We start from the raw sequence: 17866 nt of genomic DNA on the forward strand, positions 1-17866 counted from the left end.
CGGCGGGATCACGGCAGTTCAGCCGTGATCATGGGGCATGGAATCGTCGTAGCGACTGACGATGTCATGAAAGAAGGTGTCGGGTACGGCCGAGAAGCTGGCCATGGTAGCGTTGGAATCATGCAGCAGCGTCTGCGCTGTCTTGCGGCCATTTTCCTGCTTGCGCACGGCGTCATAGGTTTGGGTATCGAGATGCAGGGTGCTCTGGCTGGCCTGCGTCAGAAACTGCTTGAACTGGTCGGGTGGCACCACATCGACGGCAAATTTCTGATCCTGAAAGCCCATGCCATTGAACTGGGTGTTTTCACCCAGATACCGGCCCTGCCGGTCGGCCAGGAGATGGAGCCGGGTGACCATGCCCGCCATGGCATAGATCTGGCTGCCCAGAGACGGGATGAGGAATGACTGCATGGTGGCATCGGAGGTGAGGTGAAAGACGATTTCGCGTCCTTTGGGCAGCACCAGATGGTCAAGGCTCGCGACATGCGCATCGGGATAGATGAAGAGCCATTTCCAGTTCAGGGCCACCACATCCACGCTGAGCGGGGCGCCGTCGGTGATTGGCTGCTCCGGGCTGTAACGACGCTCTGGCCCCCATACGAGCAGGGAGAAAGCAATCACAACAACAGCGGGAAAGCCCCACACGAGAAATTCGAGGGGCAGGGCAAAATCCCAGTCCGGTCGGAAGGTCGCTCGCCTGTTTTCAGCCCGGTAGTGCCACAGGCAAAACGGTACGCCGATCAGCACGGGAAGAATGACCAGAATTAGGCCTGCAACCAGAAGCTCGAACCAGTGCCGCTGCAATGCTGCAATAGGGCCCGCGGGGGCGAGAAACGAGATGTGATCTGTCTGACATCCGCCGAGCAGGAGAAGCGGCAGCGCCATGGCTGTCAGGGCAAGGACACGTCGGCCAGGGCGCAGGGCCGACCTGTTCGGGGCGAGGCGTGGCACGTGGGGCGTGTTCCATGGCAAGGGTTCGGGCTGATAACTCTCAATCGTGATCAGTGTTTCCCTTTTTTCTCCTTAAAATGTCTTTTCATGTCTGATGTTTTTGCCTCCGGAAGCGTTGGAACGCCTGCCGGCTGGGCGATAGGCAGGCCGTCCTTTCGGCGCTACACTCGGCCTCAGGCAACTGCGCGGTGGCTGAGGCGTCTGAACAGCAAGCCTGAGCGAACAAAAAAGGAGGCGAAGGTCATGACCCCACGTTCTTTTGCGGCTTTTGCCGCGTCACTCCCTCTGTGTTTCCTCGCCACAACCGCTCATGCCTTGCCCGGTATGGCGACATCCGCCCTGCCGCAGGAAAAGCCAGCTGATGCCGCGACACCTGATTCCACCATCTCCTTCAGCCTGAAGGAAGTCGGGGGTGGTCTGGGATACGAATGGGGCAAGGGAACCCTCCACCATAATGGCAGGGATTATGCCTTTGAGATCGGCGGGGGTGGGATCGCGTCTCTCGGCTATATCACCGTCAAAGGTACCGGCACGGTGAAAGATCTGGCCCGCCTTGATCAGTTCGATGGCACGTACTGGACGGTCAAGGCAGATGCCGCCATCGGCTCCGGTGTCGGGGCAGCGGTGCTCGAAAACCAGTATGGCGTGAAACTCAACCTGACCATGAGCATCAAGGGTGCCCATGTCGGGGCTTCCGTGATGCGTCTGCGTTTCAGGCTCCTGCCGGACAAGACCGAAAAGCTGGCGGCCCAGTAAAAGCCGCTCCAGGCGACGAACCGGCGTAGAAGGCGGGCTACCTTTTTCGCATGACCTGAATCGTCGCCACGTCCTTTATGGTAATCCCCTCAGCAATCGAGATTCTTGCGGATGGAAATGACCGGCTGGCGCCTGACCGGCGCAGCGCTGAGCTTTATCGTTCAGATGATCTTTATCGGGCGCGCCCTGATGCGTCCGCATCGTCAGCCTGCCTCACGAGTAGCCTGGGTCGCGATCATTGCGGCACTGCCCATTCTGGGTACGCTTGCCTATCTGATGCTGGGCGAGACCAATATGGGCAGCAGACTGGTGAGCCGCATCACCGAAGCCCGCAAGACACTTCGTATTCCCGGCAAGACCAGCGAAGCCCTGATCGACGCTGAAGAGAAATATCACCTGCCACCGCGCCTCGCGCCCCTTTTCAGGGTCGGCCAGTCAGCAAGCGGTTACCCGCCCGAGGGAGGAAACAAGGCGCGCCTGCTGCCTGATTCAAATAGTGCCATCGACGCGATGGTACGTGATATCGATGCGGCCCGTGATCATGTTCATATCTGCTTCTATATCTGGCTAACCGATCATAACGGTACCAAGATCATCGATGCGATCTGTCGTGCCGCCTCGCGCGGTGTGACCTGTCGCGTGATGGCCGATGATCTTGGCTCGCGCCGTCTTATCCATAACGAGGCATGGGCACGCATGAAGCAGGCTGGTGCGCATCTGGTGCGTGCCATGCCCCTAGGCAACATCGTGACCTGGCCCCTCCATGGCCGCATGGACATGCGCAATCACCGCAAGATCGTGGTGATTGATAACCGGGTCACCTATTGCGGCAGCCAGAACTGTGCCGATCCGGAATTTCGTGTGAAGGCGAAATTCGCGCCCTGGGTCGACCTGATGACGCGTTTCGAAGGTCCGGTCGTGCTGCAGAATCAGCATCTCTTTGCGACAGACTGGATGGCGCATACGGATGAGGATCTCGGTCCGCTTCTGGCCTCTGCCCCCCTGATCGAGGGTGAGGGGTTTGTGGCGCAGGTGATCGGCACGAGTGCTGCCCTGCGCTATGCGGCCATGCCCGAGATATTCGTCTCGCTCATGAATGCTGCGGCAGATGAGCTGACCATCACGACGCCCTATTACGTGCCCGACGAACCCATTCAGGCCGCCCTCTGCGCCTCGGCCCGACGGGGTGTGAAGGTGACCATGACAGTGCCGACGCGAAACGATTCATGGATCGTCGCCGGTGCAAGCCGCAGCTATTACAAGGAGCTGCTCGAGGCCGGAGTGCGTATCTTCGAATATCCGCTCGGTCTGCTTCATACCAAGGCCCTGACGCTCGATGGCGCCATGGCGCTCATTGGCTCGGCCAATCTCGACCGTCGCAGTTTCGACCTCAATTTCGAGAATAACATCCTGCTTGCCGACCCTGATTTCACCCGCCAGATACGCGAGCGTCAGCAGAGCTATCTGGATGCTGCGGTGGAAATCACGTTGGACGATGTATGTGCCTGGCCGTGGTACAGGCAGCTCTGGCACAACACCCTCGCGATGATTGGCCCGGTTCTTTAAGAGACTGCGTCAATTGGGCAAACGCCTCGCTTCGAGGCGTTTGCCAGTCAATCTGTAAACAGCGCCGCGTTGAGTCGCACTGTCCAGTCTGGGCGCAGCGGCAGTGCGTGGCCCTTGATGGATTTCACCTCACGGATGGACAGACTGCTGACCAGCCATGCCGCTTCGACGCCCATGAGGGATGCGGTTGTCAGACGGAATTCGTGGCACAAGCCAGTTTTTATCAGAGCCGCGCGTACCGTGCCGGGCAGGGCGCCATCCATTAGGGGCGGCGTGAGCAGGCGCTCGTCTTGCAGGACGATCAGGCTGGCCGCGCTCGCTTCGGCAATGTGCAGATTATCCGATGACAGGAGGAGGGCATCGTCAGCGCCGGCCTCCTGCGCTTCGATCCGTGAAAGGATCTGCGGCAGGTAGTTGAGATGTTTGACACGCGAGAGCGGCGAGGCCCCGTCGCGCCTATAGCGGCTGATATGAAGGGCGCAGGGTGGTAGCGCCGCCGCACGCGGGGCCTGGGTGATCAGCAGGGTCGGTTGCGGGTTGGCAGGCGGTATGATGCCGCGTGGTCCGGCACCGCGTGTGAGGGTAAGGCGTAGGGCGCCCTCTGTTTCACCATTAGCCGTGATCAGGCTGGTCAGTGCATGGCGGATTTCGGGTTCACCTGGCATTGGCAGATGAAGCAACGCAGCCCCTTCTGCCAGACGCGACAGATGCGCCCGCAGGCGAAGCACCCAGCCCTGATGCAGATTCATGGTTTCGAACAACCCGTCACCCAGCGTGAAGCCCCGGTCGGCGGGATCGATCTGAAGCTGCGCCACGGGGCACAGACGCCCGTTCAGCCAGGCCTGTTTCATGCGCCAAAGAGCCCGAGCAGGGGAGCTGCCTTAAGGCAGAGCTCGTCATATTCTCGTTCCGGGTCCGACAATGTGGTGATGCCGCATCCGGCACCGAGGCTTATGGTATCGGGTTTGAGCACGAAGCTGCGAATAATCACATTGCTGTCGAGCGCACCATCGGCCCCGATGCGAAACAGCGTTCCACAATAGGCACCACGGGCAGCGTGTTCCGTCTGGTCAATCACCTTGAGCGCATGGTGCTTTGGGGCGCCCGTGACCGAACCGGGAGGAAGCGTGGCACGCAGCAGATCGAGTGCCGTCATATCCGGTGCCAAACGCGCCGTGACCGAGGAGACGAGATGATGCACATGGGCAAAGCGCTCGACCTCGCACAGCACGGGCACACCCACCGAACCGATCTGTGACACACGCCCGATATCATTACGCATCAGATCGGTGATCATCAGGTTCTCGGCATATTCCTTTTCATCACGGGCCAGAGCGTCGGCAATGGCGGCATCTTCTGCCGCATCGCGACCGGGGGCGGCGGTGCCCTTGATCGGGCGGGTTTCGATACGCCCCTCACGGTCCATGCTCAGAAAGCGCTCGACCGAGGCACTAAGCAGCGAGAAGCCGGGCAGGGTGAACAGCGCTCCGAATGGCGCGGGAGAGGCCCGCCTCAGCTTGCGATAGACAGCCCCTGCCGCAAGCGGGGAAGCGCATCGTGCGCGAAACTGCGTGGTGAGATTGGCCTGAAAAAGCTCTCCGCGATTGATGCGCGCGATGATCTGGCGCACGCTCTCGCAATAGGTTTCGCGGTCGGCATCGGCCACGAAATCGAGTTTCGGCAAGGGCACAGGCGGCGTCGAACATTGGGGCAGGGGGACTGGCATGGCCGCATCGCAATAGCTGCTCCACCAGAGCCGTTTTTCCTGACGATCAAAGACGAATGCGCCTTCATAGAGCGCTGCGCTGACACCGGGGATGAAGGGTTTATGACGCGAGACAATATCTTCGAGCGCGAGCCCGGCCTCATAGCTCGCCAGACCAATGACGCCGCCTGAAAAAGGCAGGGTGCCCAGCGGCGGGACAGAAGGAAGCAGCGCATCGAGCTTTGCCCAGGCTGCACTGTCATCTGTGGTGAGCGTTGTGACAGGCCGGCAGCAGAAAAAGCTCCAGCGGCTGCGTGCGCCTGCAGGGCCGCCGCTATCGAGCATGACCGCCCAGGCCTCATCGCCATAACGGGCGATGAATGAGTCGGGCGAGCGCCAAGGGAGTTCCTGCTCCAGCATCACATGAATCCCTGCGGATGCCGTCTCGCAAAGAGGGAAGCACCAGGGACACAGGACGGGTGGGTGAAATGCCGCATCAATCGGCCTTACCGCGCCTGAATGGTCCCGTCCAGAAATTGGGCGGAACCATACGGGTGCGGCTGGTTCTTGAAAACCGAGGCTGGCTGACGCCCCAGGCCGATCAGGTGTTTTTCGGGTCGATGGTCCTGAAACCATAGGTGACATAATCGGGGATAACGCGGCCCTTTTCGACACGCACCACCAGATAGCCTTCTGGCGTGCCAAGGCGGGTCCCGTGCCACCAGTTACCCGAGACTGCGCCCCCGGTGATATAGGGGACGCCATGCCATGTGACGGTTTCGAGCACATGGGTGTGACCCTGAAACACGCCGATCACGTTGTAATGGTCGAACAGCTCCAGCACCTGCCAAGCGTTCCTGACGCGTATGCCCTGATGGGCCGGGGCCTTGCCCGGTGGCGGAGCGTAATCCTCGACGGCAGTGACGAGCGGAATATGGGTGGACACGATAACTGGCATACCCGCTGGCATGGCCGCGAGATCGCGGCTGAGCCAGTCGATCTGTGCCTGATCGATAAACCCTTCATAGGAACGATCAGCCGTGATGCCGATCGAGTCCAGCACCACAAAATGCACACCCTTGTGGTTGAAGGCGTAATAGGGGGCGCCAAAATTATCGGTGTAGTATTTCTTGCCGTAGAGCGGGTCGCTCGGCTCGATGCCGCTCTTGGTATAGATGCCCATCACGTCGTGATTGCCCATCGTATTATAAACCTGGTGGCCCAGTGTGTCGGCCGTCTGCTTGTACAGATCCATCAGACTCAGGGCGCGTGACTTGGGAACGCCAAGGGCATCGAAAACGTGGTCGCCGCCTTGCAGGGTAAAATCGGCATTGGCGCTGCGCACTTGGCGAAAACAGTCGAGACAACCCTTCGAGGCATCGAGCTCAGGCTGGATATGCGTGTCGGTCAGGAACACGAACGAGAAATCATCATGCCCGAGCATCGCCGGGCGCTGCGGTGCGAGCGCAAGAGCCCGATCCGTCAGGCCGATAGTGCCCGCTGCAAGGCCGGTCAGGGCGGCGGAACGGAGAAACCGGCGTCTGGGTAGCAGCATCGAAAGCCCCTTGCACAATCAGGATGAGGCGCGTGACAGGATGCAGCGAAGCGAAATCTGACGCGCACGGGATAACAGACCGGCAGCCATAGCCCGCCTTGCAAGGAGGCAGGGTTAAGTTTTGGTGACAGTGTGTCCCATCATCGCGTGTTGAACGGGCATGATTTCAGTCAGGTGCCCCCGTCTTTCCGGCGTGTGGCGACGCCCGGCTCGTCTGGGGCGAGGTGTCGATCTGGCGCAGGGCATAGAGCGCCGAGACGGTGCTGGTATCGACGAGTGACAGGAACAGGTTCTGGGCTGATCGGCTGTCGTTTTCGCGTCGATAGAGACGCTGCGCCTCGATGAAGGCTGTCGTCCAGCCCGTGACAAGAAGCGCCGCAGCGAGATGCAATGAAGGGTTATCGGGCGGGCAAGGCAGGGCAGCAGACAATGCCTCGCGCAGGTCATCCGTCATGACATCGCGCAGGGCGCGTGCGCGTGATTTCAGGGTTTCGCTGGCTGTCAGCGTGTCGATGAAGCCCTGGGTCTGGGGGGAAAAGCGCAGAAAAGGCGCGTTTTTAAAGACCATCTCATGAGCCAGCTGGCGCAGCACGTCGAGGGGGTGGCCTGAAAGCGGCCCCGTGAGCGCATTGCGTATGATCTGCCTGATTTCGTCTTCACGATCGAAAAACAGATCTTCCTTGCGGGCGAAATGATTGAAAACCGTCATCCGGCCTACATCTGCCGCCTCGGCAATGGCGTCGATCGTCACGTGATCAAAGCCATGGGTGGCGAAGAGCGCCGTGGCGATATCGGAGATGCGCTGACGCGTGGCCTGACGTTTTCGGCCTTGCCGATTGTTGGATGTTGACATACCGCCTTCATATCAGAAAACTATACCCGGTACAATTATGGATTCGGTCTATGGAACATGTCGATGTCGTCATTGTAGGCGCAGGGCCTGTCGGTTTGCTTCTGGCCATAGAGCTTTCGGTAGCAGGGGTCGACTGTGTGGTGCTCGAGGCGCGAGACACTGCCGAGGACGTGCAGAAGGCCTTGTCCATCGGTCCGCTGGGCGCCGAAGCCCTGATGCGACGAGGGATGAGTCAGGCGCTCGATGCTGCGGAGGCGCAGACGAAGGCCTTGGTTGCCCCTTTCCTTGCCGAAAACCGCGGTGGCTGGGCGCAGGGCGCTTTCTCCTGCGGGGATAGAGATGCGCCGGCGGACATGCTGCCTCTGAAGAAGCGGTTTGCCGGGCATTTTGGCAGTATCCCGCTGCCTGCCCAGCCTGTCGATGCACGTCGCCCGACACGGCTGATCGACCAACGCTATCTGCAACAGGCGCTCGAAACCGAGGCGTCTTCCCGCGGTATTGTCATTCGCCGTGGTTGTACGGTGTGCGATGTGCAGAGCGACAATGAGCGTGTCACTCTCGCAGTCCACGGGCGCGACGGGGAACGACCGGCACAGATCGCGGCACGCTATGCGGTGGGATGCGACGGTGGCCGCAGTACGCTGCGCAAGAAGGGTGGTTTTACCTTCGATGGTACGCCTCCCAGTCTGAAATTCTATCAGGTTTCGGTCACGTTTGCTGCGTCTGACAGCGCGTTTCCCTCTGGCTGGCAGATGCAGCCGGGTGGCGTCACGGCGTATGGCCCCGTTCCCGGCAGGCTCTTCATGATCGACTTTTCCGGCCCTCCGGGGGCGGGACAGGAAATCCCCAACCGTGCCGATGTCGAGGCGGCCCTTGTGCGCATCTGTGGTCGGGCTGTGCCTCTGGCTGCTTATCACGGTGGGCGCTGCTGGGCCGACCATACCCGTCTGGCAGATGGCTACCGCAAGGGTCGATTGTTTCTGGCCGGTGATGCGGCGCATATCCACGCCCCTTTCGGTGGGCAGGGGCTTGGGCTTGGGCTGGTCGACGCGGCCAATCTGGGCTGGAAACTCGCCGCAGTGGTGCGGGGAATGGTAACGGGTGTCGAGGCCGAAGCCCTGCTTGGAAGCTATGAGACAGAACGGCGCCCGGTGGCAGCATCCGTACTGGCCAACACGCTGGCGCAGGCCGCCCTCATGAGGCCCGATCCACGGTCACGCGCCTTGCGTGATGTCATGGCGACTATGCTGGCCAATGCGGATATCGCCGCTGAATTGAGCGCGGACATGAAAGGGTTTTCCATGCGCTACGCGCTGGATGAGGACGCACTGGAGAAGGGTATGGCATGTGACGATGATACCCTCGGCGGCCTCGCGGGGGACAGGACTCTGGCCAACGGCCAGACGCTCTATGGACTGATGCAGCATGGGGCTGGGGTATTCGTGCTCTCTCCCGCCATGCGGCAGGGGGCTGGTCTATCCATTCTGCCCCCCAATCTCGTCCTTGCAGACACGCTTGAGGAATACAGCGCGTTGTACCGCCCGGATGGCTGCCTCGTCTGGCGAGGTATCGAGGCCACCCCCGCTCTGACCCGCGCCCTGTCACGCTGGTTCGGTATGCCATCATCGGCCCAGAGGTGACGCGGGCGGCTTTTTGACAATTCGTGCGCCTGTCCGCCCCGTGCGCCCTCCAACTGTTAACTGGACCGCTGGGTCAGATGACGGGGGGCGCGGTATTGTCCGGTCCTCCGTCGTCTCATGTGTCCGGGAGGCGTTGACGGATGCTGGTGATCGGTTCGTTATGCGGGCGAACCGGTTTTTCAGGAGGCATCATGCGCAATCAGAACGGGATCTCGGCAAGGGGCAGGCTGGCCCGGCTCAAGAGTGTGGCTCTTGGGGGCGTGGCCCTTGGGAGCATGGTCCTTCTGGGCGTTCCCGGCGCGGCATTGGCCGATGATATTGGTCATATTGTCCGTGATTACGATGCCTTTACCACGACGCTCGACCCTGTTTCTGCTGCTTCGCGTGGTGATCAGGCTGCCGCCGAACTCTGGCCTGATGACAGCCCGAAGGCCGAGCAGACGCGGCTTGCGCAACGTCTGGCGTTCAGAACCCGACTGGCGGCGCTCGATCAGAAGGCGCTGCATGGTGAGGATCTGCTCAATGCCCGTCTGATGATCTGGGAGAATGATCTGGCGATCGAGAGCCAGAAATTCGATCCTTCGCGCATGCCGTTCACCAGTGATGAAGGTTTTTATCAGGAAGTCGGCTACGCTGCCGATAACACGCCCCTGCGCAGCGAGGCAGATGCGCGCCACTGGCTGGTGCGGATGAACCGTATTCCTGATTTCAATGCGCAGCAGATTGCCAATATGCGGCGCGGCATCCGCACCGGCTTTGTCCAGCCGAGGCTGATTGCGGATATTGCCGCCCATACCGTGCAGGCCCAGGCCGATCTGCCCGAGCGTGAAAACCCGGCCCTGCGGCCTTTCGACTCACTCCCCTCCACGATGCCGGAAGCCATGCGTCGCGAACTGCGTGCGCAGGGAGAGCGCATCGTCCATGAGCGTATCAAGCCTTCGGAAAAGGCCCTGGCGGCGTTTTTCGCAAAGGAATATCTGCCTGCCAGCCGATCGACTCTCGGGGCATCGTCCTTGCCTGACGGACGTGCCTATTACGCCTATCTGGTGCGACAGGAGACCACCACCACCCTGAGCCCTGACCAGATCTTTGCGCTTGGGCAATCCGAGATTGCCCGTATCCATCGCGAGATGCAGCGCCAGATGGATGCCGTCGGGTTCAAGGGCGATTTCAAGGCCTTTGTGACTCACATGAAGGCAGACCCGCAGTTCTATGTCACGACACGGCTTGCCCTGCTGGAAAAGGCGAGTTTTCTGGCCAAGAAGATCGACAACGAACTACCCCGCCTGATCGGCAAGTTGCCTCGGCTGACCTATGGCGTGCGTGAAGTGCCCCATGCCATTGAAGAGGGCTATACGACAGGGCGTTACGATCCGGGCAGCCCGGCGCTTGGCATTTCGGGCGGGCTGATGATCAACACGTCCCATCTGGACCAGCGTCCTCTTTACGAATTGCCCTCGCTTGTGGCGCATGAGGGGGTGCCCGGCCATCATATCCAGATCGCGCTGGCGCAGGAAATGACCGATCTGCCGGGTTTTCGTCGTGATTATGCCACGACCGCCTTCGTCGAGGGCTGGGCTTTGTATTCCGAACAGATGGTAAGCGAAATCGGACTTTACCCAACGCCCTATGAGCGTTTTGGGCAGCTTTCCATGGAGATGTGGCGCGCCTGCCGTCTGGTCATGGATGTTGGCATACACTGGAAGAACTGGACGCGAGACCAGGCGCTCTCCTGCCTGCGTGACAACACGGCCCTTGCCGAGAAAAATATCCAGAACGAGACCAATCGCTATATTTCATGGCCGGGTCAGGCTCTGGGCTACAAGATTGGCGAGATGACCATTCTCGATTTGCGTCATCAGGCAGAGAAGGCACAGGGTACCAGCTTCGATGAACGGCGCTTCCATGATCTGGTGCTGGATGAGGGCGCGATGCCGCTTGATCTGCTGCGCCAGCGCGTGCAGGACTGGATTGCAGAAAACCGCCACGCAAAGCCCTGAGCGCGTCACATCGCCTTGTCGCAACCGGCCTGACCCGGCTGCGATGAGGCCGTTGGTTCTCTGGCGCAGCACAAAGGCCTGCTGCGCCACAGGATCCCTCAGTGCAGGCCGCCCGAGGCGAGCAGGATCTCGCCGGTCAGCCAGCGTGAGTCATCCGAGGCGAGAAACACGGCGAGGGGTGCGATATCCTGCACCTCGCCGGTGCGCCCGAGCGGTGTCTGGGCGATGATGGCCTGTTCCATTTCCGAGCCAATAACGCTGGCCGTGGTTGTTCCTTCTGTCTTGACCAGGCCCGGATTGATGGTGTTCACCCGAATCTGACGCGGTCCGAGTTCCTTAGCCAGTGAACCGGTAATAGCGTCAAGGGCACCCTTGGTGCCGCTATAGACAGAGGCATGCGGCGGAGTGACGCGCGTCACGATGGAACTGATGTTGATGATGCTGGCCCCTGCATTCAGATGCGGGCTGGCCGCCTGGGTGACAAAGAGCGGGCCGAGCACATTGACATTAAACTGGCGATGGAAATGCGCCTCTGTAATCTCCTCGATTCCAGCAAATTCATAGACACCGGAATTATTGACCACGATATCGAGACGCCCGTAGCTCTCGATGGCCTTCGCGATAATGGCCGCGGCCTCTTCCTTGTGTGACACATCGCCCTGCACGGCCACGGCCTTGCCGCCCGATGCGGTGATGGCCGCAACCACCTTGTCCGCGCCTTCACGGCTTGAAGCATAATTGACGACGACCGAAGCGCCGGCCTCGGCCAGGGCCTGGGCAATGCCAGCACCAATACCCTTCGAGGCGCCGGTCACAACAGCGACTTTTCCTGCAAGTTTGCTCATGATCTTCTGACCTGTCCGGTTCGGTCACGGCTGCCAACGCCCCGTTGGGGGATCGATACGGGCAGCACAGGTGACGGATAAAATGGGAGAGAGTGAAGGCGTTGAAACTTTAATTGTGGAGCAATCGCTCCAACATGATGCATATGATAGGGCGCAGCCCGGTTTCAAGGATTTATGGAGCGATGACACCAAAAAAAAGTGAAGGCCCTTGTCGACCCCGAGGCCGCCCCCCTGCCTTCGACCGCGCCACCGCTCTTTCCAAGGCGGTGAAACTGTTCTGGGACCGTGGTTATGAGGGAACGAGCTTTGATGATCTGATCACAGCCATGGGGATCAGCGCGTCGAGCTTCTATAACAGCTTTGCCAGCAAGGAAGCGCTCTATGTCGAGGCTATAGAGGCCTACGCTGAAGAGCAGGGGGCCTGGTTTGTCGAGGCCTTGTCGGCCAAGGGAACGACCCGTGAGGCCTTTGCTGCCATGTTCGACGCCGCTGCGATTGCCTTCACTCGCGACGATGCACCATCTGGCTGCATGATTGCCGTGGCTGCCACTCAATGTTCGCCGGCCCAGATTCGCTTGCGTGACCTGATGATTAACCAGCGTCATCTGGCCGAGAAAGCCATTCATGCCCGGCTGGAGCAGGGAGTGCAGGATGGCGATTTGCCTCAAACGCTCCATATTGGCGCGATCGCAGCCTGTTTTGGCGCATTGCTGGGCGGCATGGGGATACAGGCGCGTGACGGCGCATCACGCGAGAAGCTTCAGAGCGTGGGAAGGATTGCTCTGGACATACTGGCGGATTCTGAAAATGACAGAAAATATACTCAACAATTTGTTAATAACAAATATTGTCAAGTTATCGATACTATTTGAAAGAAATATATCAAAAACAGACGTTGAACAATCCGACCGCTGGTACTAGATGTTGGTGTTTAACCAGCATGATGATCCGGCGGGATTGTATCCACCGCGCAGCAGGGGTTCATTCCGCATTGAATGCGGTCCATTGATTTAGAAAAGGTGACGACGCGGCCCATGTCCACTGACAACCCAGCCACTGCATCCGAAGGCGAAACCTCGTCGGCTGCCCGGCCACAGCAGGTGCCCGTCGTTAATCCCTATATCCTGCCGCCTGATTTGCCTACGACAGATGCGGGACAAGGTATCCACTTCGACTTCAACTGGGGCGCTCGTGTCCTGCTGCCCAAAACGCCGGATGGGCGTTGGCGGGCGACACTTACTGATCTCGATAATTCGACGATCATCTTCCAGGGGGAGCTGGAAGAGGGACACCTGTCCTCGACCAAGAAATTTTTTATCCGGTTTGCGATCGATGTCGAACGCATCGCGACAAATGGCGCCATCACCAAGGTCCTGCGGCATGAGTTCGATGCCCGCGATAAATATGTTCTGGTCCAGCTGCCTGTCGGGACACTGGGTGATACCCTGGGCTGGTTTCCCTATGTTGCCCGTTTTGCAGAACAGAGTGGTGCAAAGGTCATATGCTGCCTCGCTCACGTCTTCATACCGCTCTTTGCCGCTGCCTATCCGGACATTGCCTTCGTGACAAAGAAGGAATTTGAGGAAAGTCCCCTTCGGTCCCAGGTCTATGCCACCTACAATATTGGCCTGTTTTTCGACGATAACGACAATATCCATCAGCCATGTGATTTCCGCTATGTCGGTCTTCATCGCACGGCTGGTTACATCCTTGGCGTCGATCCGACCGAGGCACCGCCCAAAATTGTCATTGACGATGAGACACGTCCTATCGAAGAGCCTTATGTGTGCATCGCCACGCAGGCCTCGGCCCAATGCAAATACTGGAACAACCCCGGTGGTTGGCTTGGTGTGGTCGCGTTCCTCAAGCAGCGTGGCTATCGCGTTATCTGCATTGACCAGAAGCCCTTCAACGGCACGGGCATTACCTGGAATCATATTCCAAACGGTGCCGAAGATCAGACGGGCGACCGACCACTCGCAGAACGTGTCCGCTGGCTGAAGCATGCGGATCTCTTTATCGGCCTGAGTTCAGGTCTGTCCTGGCTTGCCTGGGCGGCAGGGACGAAAACCGTGATGATTTCAGGCTTCACCCATCCCGATAATGAGTTCCATACGCCGTGGCGCGTGATTTCATGGCATGCATGCAACTCGTGCTGGAACGACCCGCGGCATCAGTTCAATCATAATGATTTTCTCTGGTGCCCACGCCATGCGAACACAGATCGTCAGTTCGAGTGCTCCAGGCTCATCTCGACTGATCTTGTCACCAAGAATATCGCACTGGCGCTCGATGCCTGATCGCCTGGCAGCGGTTGGATCCCGCTGCCGCATCCGCAGCAATCAAAGGAAATGGTGGCAGCCAGGGTCGGCAGGCCACTGTCCTTTTGGCCCCAGAGGTACAAGCTGACTTTCCCTGTGGTCACGAAACCAACAGGGAATTATCGAAAGTTTAGATCAGAGGGGTCTTGATGCGTATCGTTGTTCAGAACTGTACATCGATGACAAGATTGTCGCTGTAATAGCCTGTGGCCGGCGTGGTCTGGCCGGTCAGGATACGCGCCGTATAGGCAAATCCCTGCACGGCCACGCCGTCCAGCTTGCCAGCATTCGTTTCGGCCGTGGCGCTGCTGCGCCGGGCCGATCCGGTAGACCCCCAGACATCGACGCTCGACTTCTTATAGATTTCGTAGCGTAGCAGAGTGCCTGAACTGTTGCTCATGGCCCGGCTCGTGCCATCGGCATGACTGCCAGGGCTGATACCCACCGTGTAACTCTGACCTTTCGTACATCCCACGCTCAGGGATTGATGCACATCACCAAAGCTTGAAACGAAGGGGCTCGGGGTGAACACAACATCCGGCGCGGAAAGACGACAATCAGCCGTGATCGTGAATTCGACCGGTATGGTCACCGGAACAGGGGTGTTCTGCACATCCTGCCCCACGCAGAGCCCAAGCAGGCCAAGCCCCCAGCATACATTCCACGTCCAGCCGATGGTGATCGAGCCACGATAGAGCCCGGCACTCACATTATAGGTGCCAGACGGAATGCGCAGATAAAGCGGCAATGTCCCCCCGACACCATTGAACAGCCCCAGCAGGCCGATCAGGCTTGTTGTCTGCCAGGAAATGACCTGCCCGGTCGCATAAGGCACAGCACAGCTGGCCGAGTCACAGATCTGGAGAGGCAGGACATCACCCGTTCCATTGGTTAGGGATGTGATGGCCTGAATGGTCGCATTCATGCTTTGCGTATATACTACGGAGAGCAATCCGCCCGAGCACGCAAAGCCAGAGGAAACCAGCGTGGTATTGCCCAACGTGCTGAGCGAGAGCGATGAGAGCGCCCCGAGCGATGTCGTGCCTGGCTGGCTCACGGCGCAGGCGCTTTGGGCAGTGGGGGCTGCCAGACCGAACAGCATGGCGATCACCAGTGCAGCGAGCGCTTTGATGATTTCGGCCCTCATGGTGCCAGCCTGCAGACAAGGGGAGCGAGTCTTCTGACCCCTTTCACGGCGGCAGGGAGTGTGCGGATTTCGGCCATGCAGGTTCTGCCTGAAGACAGATATGCCTTCAGAATGCGCACGCCAGTCAGGTCTGGCACATAGGAAATTCCACCCCAACCAACATAGATGATACGGCTCCCTGCCTCGACGCGTGTGCCAATCGGCAGGGGATTGCCTTTTTCATCATTGAGGTGGATCAGTGCTGCGCGGGTGCGTCTGACCGGAAAATGCACCAGATAACCGCTGCCATATTGTATGGCCACGCGCTGTTCGACCTGAGGCACCTGCAGGTCTGGCGAGAGTGCAAGAGTGTCTATCTCGTACTTCGCCGGATAATAGGAGATGGCATAGGGGACGAGCAGATGACCATCCTTGCCGGTTCTGCCGACAATCTGGTTCTCGTAACGCACTGGGACATCTGCAATGCCGTCCGTGCTGATGACAGCGAACGCATCCGATACCCGATTGCCCGCAAAAACCGTGTTGTCCATGACAGCAAGCGATCCCTGCGCCTCGGCCCAGCGCGTGGTGTCATTGACAGGGCCGTAAACACCGCCCTGCAGCTGGGTGACAGTGTTGCGCCAAGTCAGCGAGGCCTGTACCGAACCGGGTGACGATATTTTGTCGGCTGCACTGGCATGTTGATAATTGGCGTTCCAGCCAAAGCCACCGCCTGGCGCAACCGAGCGACTTGCCGAAAGCTGCGCGAGACTGCTCCCCTCCGCCTGGCGGCTCCAGCCCGCGCTGGCCGTTCCATAAGTGCCAAAGGGTATGACGATCTGGGCATAGCCTGCCCAGCCGCTCTCCCGGGATCCCTGACCGCCAAGATAGCGATTGGCCATGAGTGACAGGCTGACATTGCGCCATAGCGGGAGTGTATCGCCCAGTGTGGCAAAGCGGGTTCTTTCTCCCGCAGCCGGGGCAACATCGAAATACCCTGCGCTGAACGAACCGAAATGTGGCAGCACAAGACTGGCATTGGCTTGCAGGCTTCTGCGCGGAAGACGTATCAACCCGGGTTCATAGGTTGAAAGATCAGCGAAACCCCGGCTGCGCCAGATTTTCTGAGCCGAAAGTGTGATACGTCCATGGGTGTATTGATATCCAACGACAAGCTGATGGCCGTTCGTGGGTAGGCGGCCCTCATCGAATGCACCGGTATTGTCGGGCCTGTGGCTGACGCTGCCTGCCAGGTTCACTACCCCGAATTGTGGTCCTAGCCGCGCAAGTATGCCCAGCCCCGAGAGCGCGAGATGGGCACTACCCTCGAAATGTGACTCCAGCGTCAGGTCCGGCAGTATTCCACGCCGGTAGGAGGCATCGAGATTGAGGGGGCCATAATCCATATCACTCAAACCGTAACGCCTGCGCTGGGCACCGAGAGACAGGGTGTAGTCGCTGAAACCAGGACGGAGCAGCGTGCTGGCCACATAGAACGGGATACTGGATTCCGTTCGGCGGCCCAGCGCATCGGTGGTGACCACCGTCGCCTCACCAGCGCCGTTGATATAGGGAATATTCGTGAGGCTATACGGGCCGGGCTGCACGTTGTCGTGCATTGTCTGCACACCGTTGATCAGCAGGTCGATGCTTGTCGGCACTGAGGCCTGTCCAGAAAACTGCGGGAGCGGATAGGTGATGATATCCGGGCGTATCGCGAAATTGCGCGAGATCTGAAGGCCGCCCAACCGCATTGTGTTCGACCATGCGAGCGCCTTGGTCAGAATGTCGCCTGCCTCTGCTGTCGCGACCCGCTTCTGGTCTGAATAACTCCAGGTCGTGTCATAGCGGTGATAGGTGACATCGCTTTCACCGTGGAAAAAACCGTGTGCTGCCCCGAACTGCATCACCCCCGTATTCGATAGCGTGCCAAAACGACCAAACAGCCTTTGCTCGCTCCATAATGAGAGACTGTCAGAATGGGCTGCCTGAGTCGCATAGGCGTCATAGTTGACAATCGCCCCGAGGCTCGCCTGTGCCTTGGTCGGGCTTCGTTGTCCCTGTCGTGTGAGAATCTGCCGAGGGAGCCATTGCGGTGGCACATCGAGTATCAGGCGTTGGGTGGCGGGTTCATAGCGGACAACGAGAGCGCCGATTTCCGTCGGGTCGACCGGATCGGGCGTGTGGTCGGTTATGCGCATGCCAAGGCCGAGAAGACGCAATGTCGCGTGACTGACCGCATAACGCTTTTGCTGCATGGTGACAGGCACGACATGACCGGTATCACGCCCGTTCAGGATGACGTCGAGGTGGAGTGTCATTCTCTCGAGCAGAGAGGGGAGATCGGTCGCACGTGGTGGCGGTGGAAGCGCGGCTCTTGCCTGTTTTGGACAGAGGGCCAGCATCAGCATGACGCACAGCTCTGGTCGACAGGGAAAAGCCCAATGCGCAGTGACCCTGCATCGGCCTGACTGGCGCATCGAAGGCCAGTAAAGGCGCGGGTGAGACCGGAAGAGCCGGAATGATGACGAGGCATGATAATGGAGTG

Annotated in this window: 14 protein-coding genes; 6 read left to right on the top strand and 8 right to left on the bottom strand. The window is 59.4% G+C overall.

From position 1 onward, the window contains the following. Nucleotides 1-18 precede the first annotated feature (18 nt). Complete coding sequence (locus tag ED655_RS03895) at nt 19-951, bottom strand: cytochrome c oxidase subunit II (RefSeq protein WP_122049080.1); 933 nt, start codon at nt 949-951, stop codon at nt 19-21. A 243-nt stretch (nt 952-1194) separates the two neighbouring features. Between ED655_RS03895 and ED655_RS03900 the strand changes: the two genes are divergently transcribed. Beyond that, nucleotides 1195-1707, top strand: coding sequence for a hypothetical protein (locus tag ED655_RS03900; protein WP_122049081.1), 513 nt, complete (start codon nt 1195-1197; stop codon nt 1705-1707). A gap of 117 nt (nt 1708-1824) precedes the next feature. Continuing rightward, nucleotides 1825-3273, top strand: a complete 1449-nt coding sequence (gene cls / locus ED655_RS03905) for a cardiolipin synthase (RefSeq protein ID WP_122049222.1) — start codon at nt 1825-1827, stop codon at nt 3271-3273. Between the two features lie 47 nt (nt 3274-3320). On the opposite strand, the gene ED655_RS03910 is transcribed toward cls, so the two are convergent. The 4 genes from ED655_RS03910 to ED655_RS03925 form a co-directional block, all read right to left on the bottom strand. Beyond that, entirely contained in the window at nt 3321-4124 is an 804-nt protein-coding gene (locus tag ED655_RS03910) for an aminotransferase class IV (protein ID WP_122049082.1), read from the bottom strand. Beyond that, on the bottom strand, nt 4121-5398 hold the full coding sequence (locus ED655_RS03915) for an anthranilate synthase component I family protein (RefSeq protein WP_122049083.1): 1278 nt from the start codon (nt 5396-5398) through the stop codon (nt 4121-4123). The genes ED655_RS03910 and ED655_RS03915 overlap by 4 nt, the downstream gene beginning before the upstream one ends. 181 nt (nt 5399-5579) lie before the next feature. Further along, nucleotides 5580-6533, bottom strand: coding sequence for a metallophosphoesterase family protein (locus ED655_RS03920; protein ID WP_122049084.1), 954 nt, complete (start codon nt 6531-6533; stop codon nt 5580-5582). 166 nt (nt 6534-6699) lie between these two features. Continuing rightward, nucleotides 6700-7386, bottom strand: a complete 687-nt coding sequence (locus ED655_RS03925; RefSeq protein ID WP_122049223.1) for a TetR/AcrR family transcriptional regulator — start codon at nt 7384-7386, stop codon at nt 6700-6702. Between the two features lie 50 nt (nt 7387-7436). Between ED655_RS03925 and ED655_RS03930 the strand changes: the two genes are divergently transcribed. Together ED655_RS03930 and ED655_RS03935 are read left to right on the top strand one after the other, a co-directional pair. Further along, entirely contained in the window at nt 7437-9026 is a 1590-nt protein-coding gene (locus tag ED655_RS03930) for an FAD-dependent monooxygenase (protein WP_162993380.1), read from the top strand. Between the two features lie 191 nt (nt 9027-9217). Beyond that, nucleotides 9218-11026, top strand: a complete 1809-nt coding sequence (locus ED655_RS03935) for a DUF885 domain-containing protein (RefSeq protein ID WP_162993381.1) — start codon at nt 9218-9220, stop codon at nt 11024-11026. 98 nt (nt 11027-11124) lie between these two features. Here the strand turns inward: ED655_RS03935 and ED655_RS03940 are convergent, their stop codons facing one another. Continuing rightward, a complete protein-coding gene (locus tag ED655_RS03940) occupies nt 11125-11871 on the bottom strand; it encodes a glucose 1-dehydrogenase (RefSeq protein WP_122049087.1) in 747 nt (248 codons plus the stop codon). A gap of 143 nt (nt 11872-12014) precedes the next feature. Between ED655_RS03940 and ED655_RS03945 the strand changes: the two genes are divergently transcribed. Further along, entirely contained in the window at nt 12015-12743 is a 729-nt protein-coding gene (locus ED655_RS03945; RefSeq protein WP_240993489.1) for a TetR/AcrR family transcriptional regulator, read from the top strand. A gap of 162 nt (nt 12744-12905) precedes the next feature. Then, nucleotides 12906-14171 (top strand): autotransporter strand-loop-strand O-heptosyltransferase, encoded by a 1266-nt coding sequence (locus ED655_RS03950; RefSeq protein WP_122049088.1) that lies wholly within the window; start codon nt 12906-12908, stop codon nt 14169-14171. Nucleotides 14172-14355: 184 nt separating this feature from the next. Here the strand turns inward: ED655_RS03950 and ED655_RS03955 are convergent, their stop codons facing one another. Both ED655_RS03955 and ED655_RS03960 read right to left on the bottom strand, forming a co-directional pair. Next, entirely contained in the window at nt 14356-15339 is a 984-nt protein-coding gene (locus ED655_RS03955; protein ID WP_122049089.1) for a Csu type fimbrial protein, read from the bottom strand. Then, complete coding sequence (locus ED655_RS03960) at nt 15336-17729, bottom strand: fimbria/pilus outer membrane usher protein (RefSeq protein ID WP_162993382.1); 2394 nt, start codon at nt 17727-17729, stop codon at nt 15336-15338. The genes ED655_RS03955 and ED655_RS03960 overlap by 4 nt, the downstream gene beginning before the upstream one ends. Between the last annotated feature and the right edge of the window lie 137 nt (nt 17730-17866).

The sequence above is a fragment of the Asaia bogorensis genome, assembly GCF_900465345.1.
GTDB classification, from domain to species: Bacteria; Pseudomonadota; Alphaproteobacteria; order Acetobacterales; family Acetobacteraceae; genus Asaia; species Asaia bogorensis_A.

Excerpts from the sequence above, each read along its gene's own strand:
- ED655_RS03955 (WP_122049089.1), bottom strand. The coding sequence starts at position 15,339 with ATGAGGGCCGAAATCATCAAAGCGCTCGCTGCACTGGTGATCGCCATG.
- ED655_RS03935 (WP_162993381.1), top strand. The coding sequence starts at position 9,218 with ATGCGCAATCAGAACGGGATCTCGGCAAGGGGCAGGCTGGCCCGGCTC.
- ED655_RS03925 (WP_122049223.1), bottom strand. The coding sequence starts at position 7,386 with ATGTCAACATCCAACAATCGGCAAGGCCGAAAACGTCAGGCCACGCGT.
- ED655_RS03920 (WP_122049084.1), bottom strand. The coding sequence starts at position 6,533 with ATGCTGCTACCCAGACGCCGGTTTCTCCGTTCCGCCGCCCTGACCGGC.
- ED655_RS03945 (WP_240993489.1), top strand. The coding sequence starts at position 12,015 with ATGATAGGGCGCAGCCCGGTTTCAAGGATTTATGGAGCGATGACACCA.
- ED655_RS03900 (WP_122049081.1), top strand. The coding sequence starts at position 1,195 with ATGACCCCACGTTCTTTTGCGGCTTTTGCCGCGTCACTCCCTCTGTGT.
- ED655_RS03950 (WP_122049088.1), top strand. The coding sequence starts at position 12,906 with ATGTCCACTGACAACCCAGCCACTGCATCCGAAGGCGAAACCTCGTCG.
- ED655_RS03940 (WP_122049087.1), bottom strand. The coding sequence starts at position 11,871 with ATGAGCAAACTTGCAGGAAAAGTCGCTGTTGTGACCGGCGCCTCGAAG.
- ED655_RS03910 (WP_122049082.1), bottom strand. The coding sequence starts at position 4,124 with ATGAAACAGGCCTGGCTGAACGGGCGTCTGTGCCCCGTGGCGCAGCTT.
- ED655_RS03930 (WP_162993380.1), top strand. The coding sequence starts at position 7,437 with ATGGAACATGTCGATGTCGTCATTGTAGGCGCAGGGCCTGTCGGTTTG.
- ED655_RS03915 (WP_122049083.1), bottom strand. The coding sequence starts at position 5,398 with ATGCTGGAGCAGGAACTCCCTTGGCGCTCGCCCGACTCATTCATCGCC.
- ED655_RS03960 (WP_162993382.1), bottom strand. The coding sequence starts at position 17,729 with ATGCTGATGCTGGCCCTCTGTCCAAAACAGGCAAGAGCCGCGCTTCCA.
- cls (WP_122049222.1), top strand. The coding sequence starts at position 1,825 with ATGACCGGCTGGCGCCTGACCGGCGCAGCGCTGAGCTTTATCGTTCAG.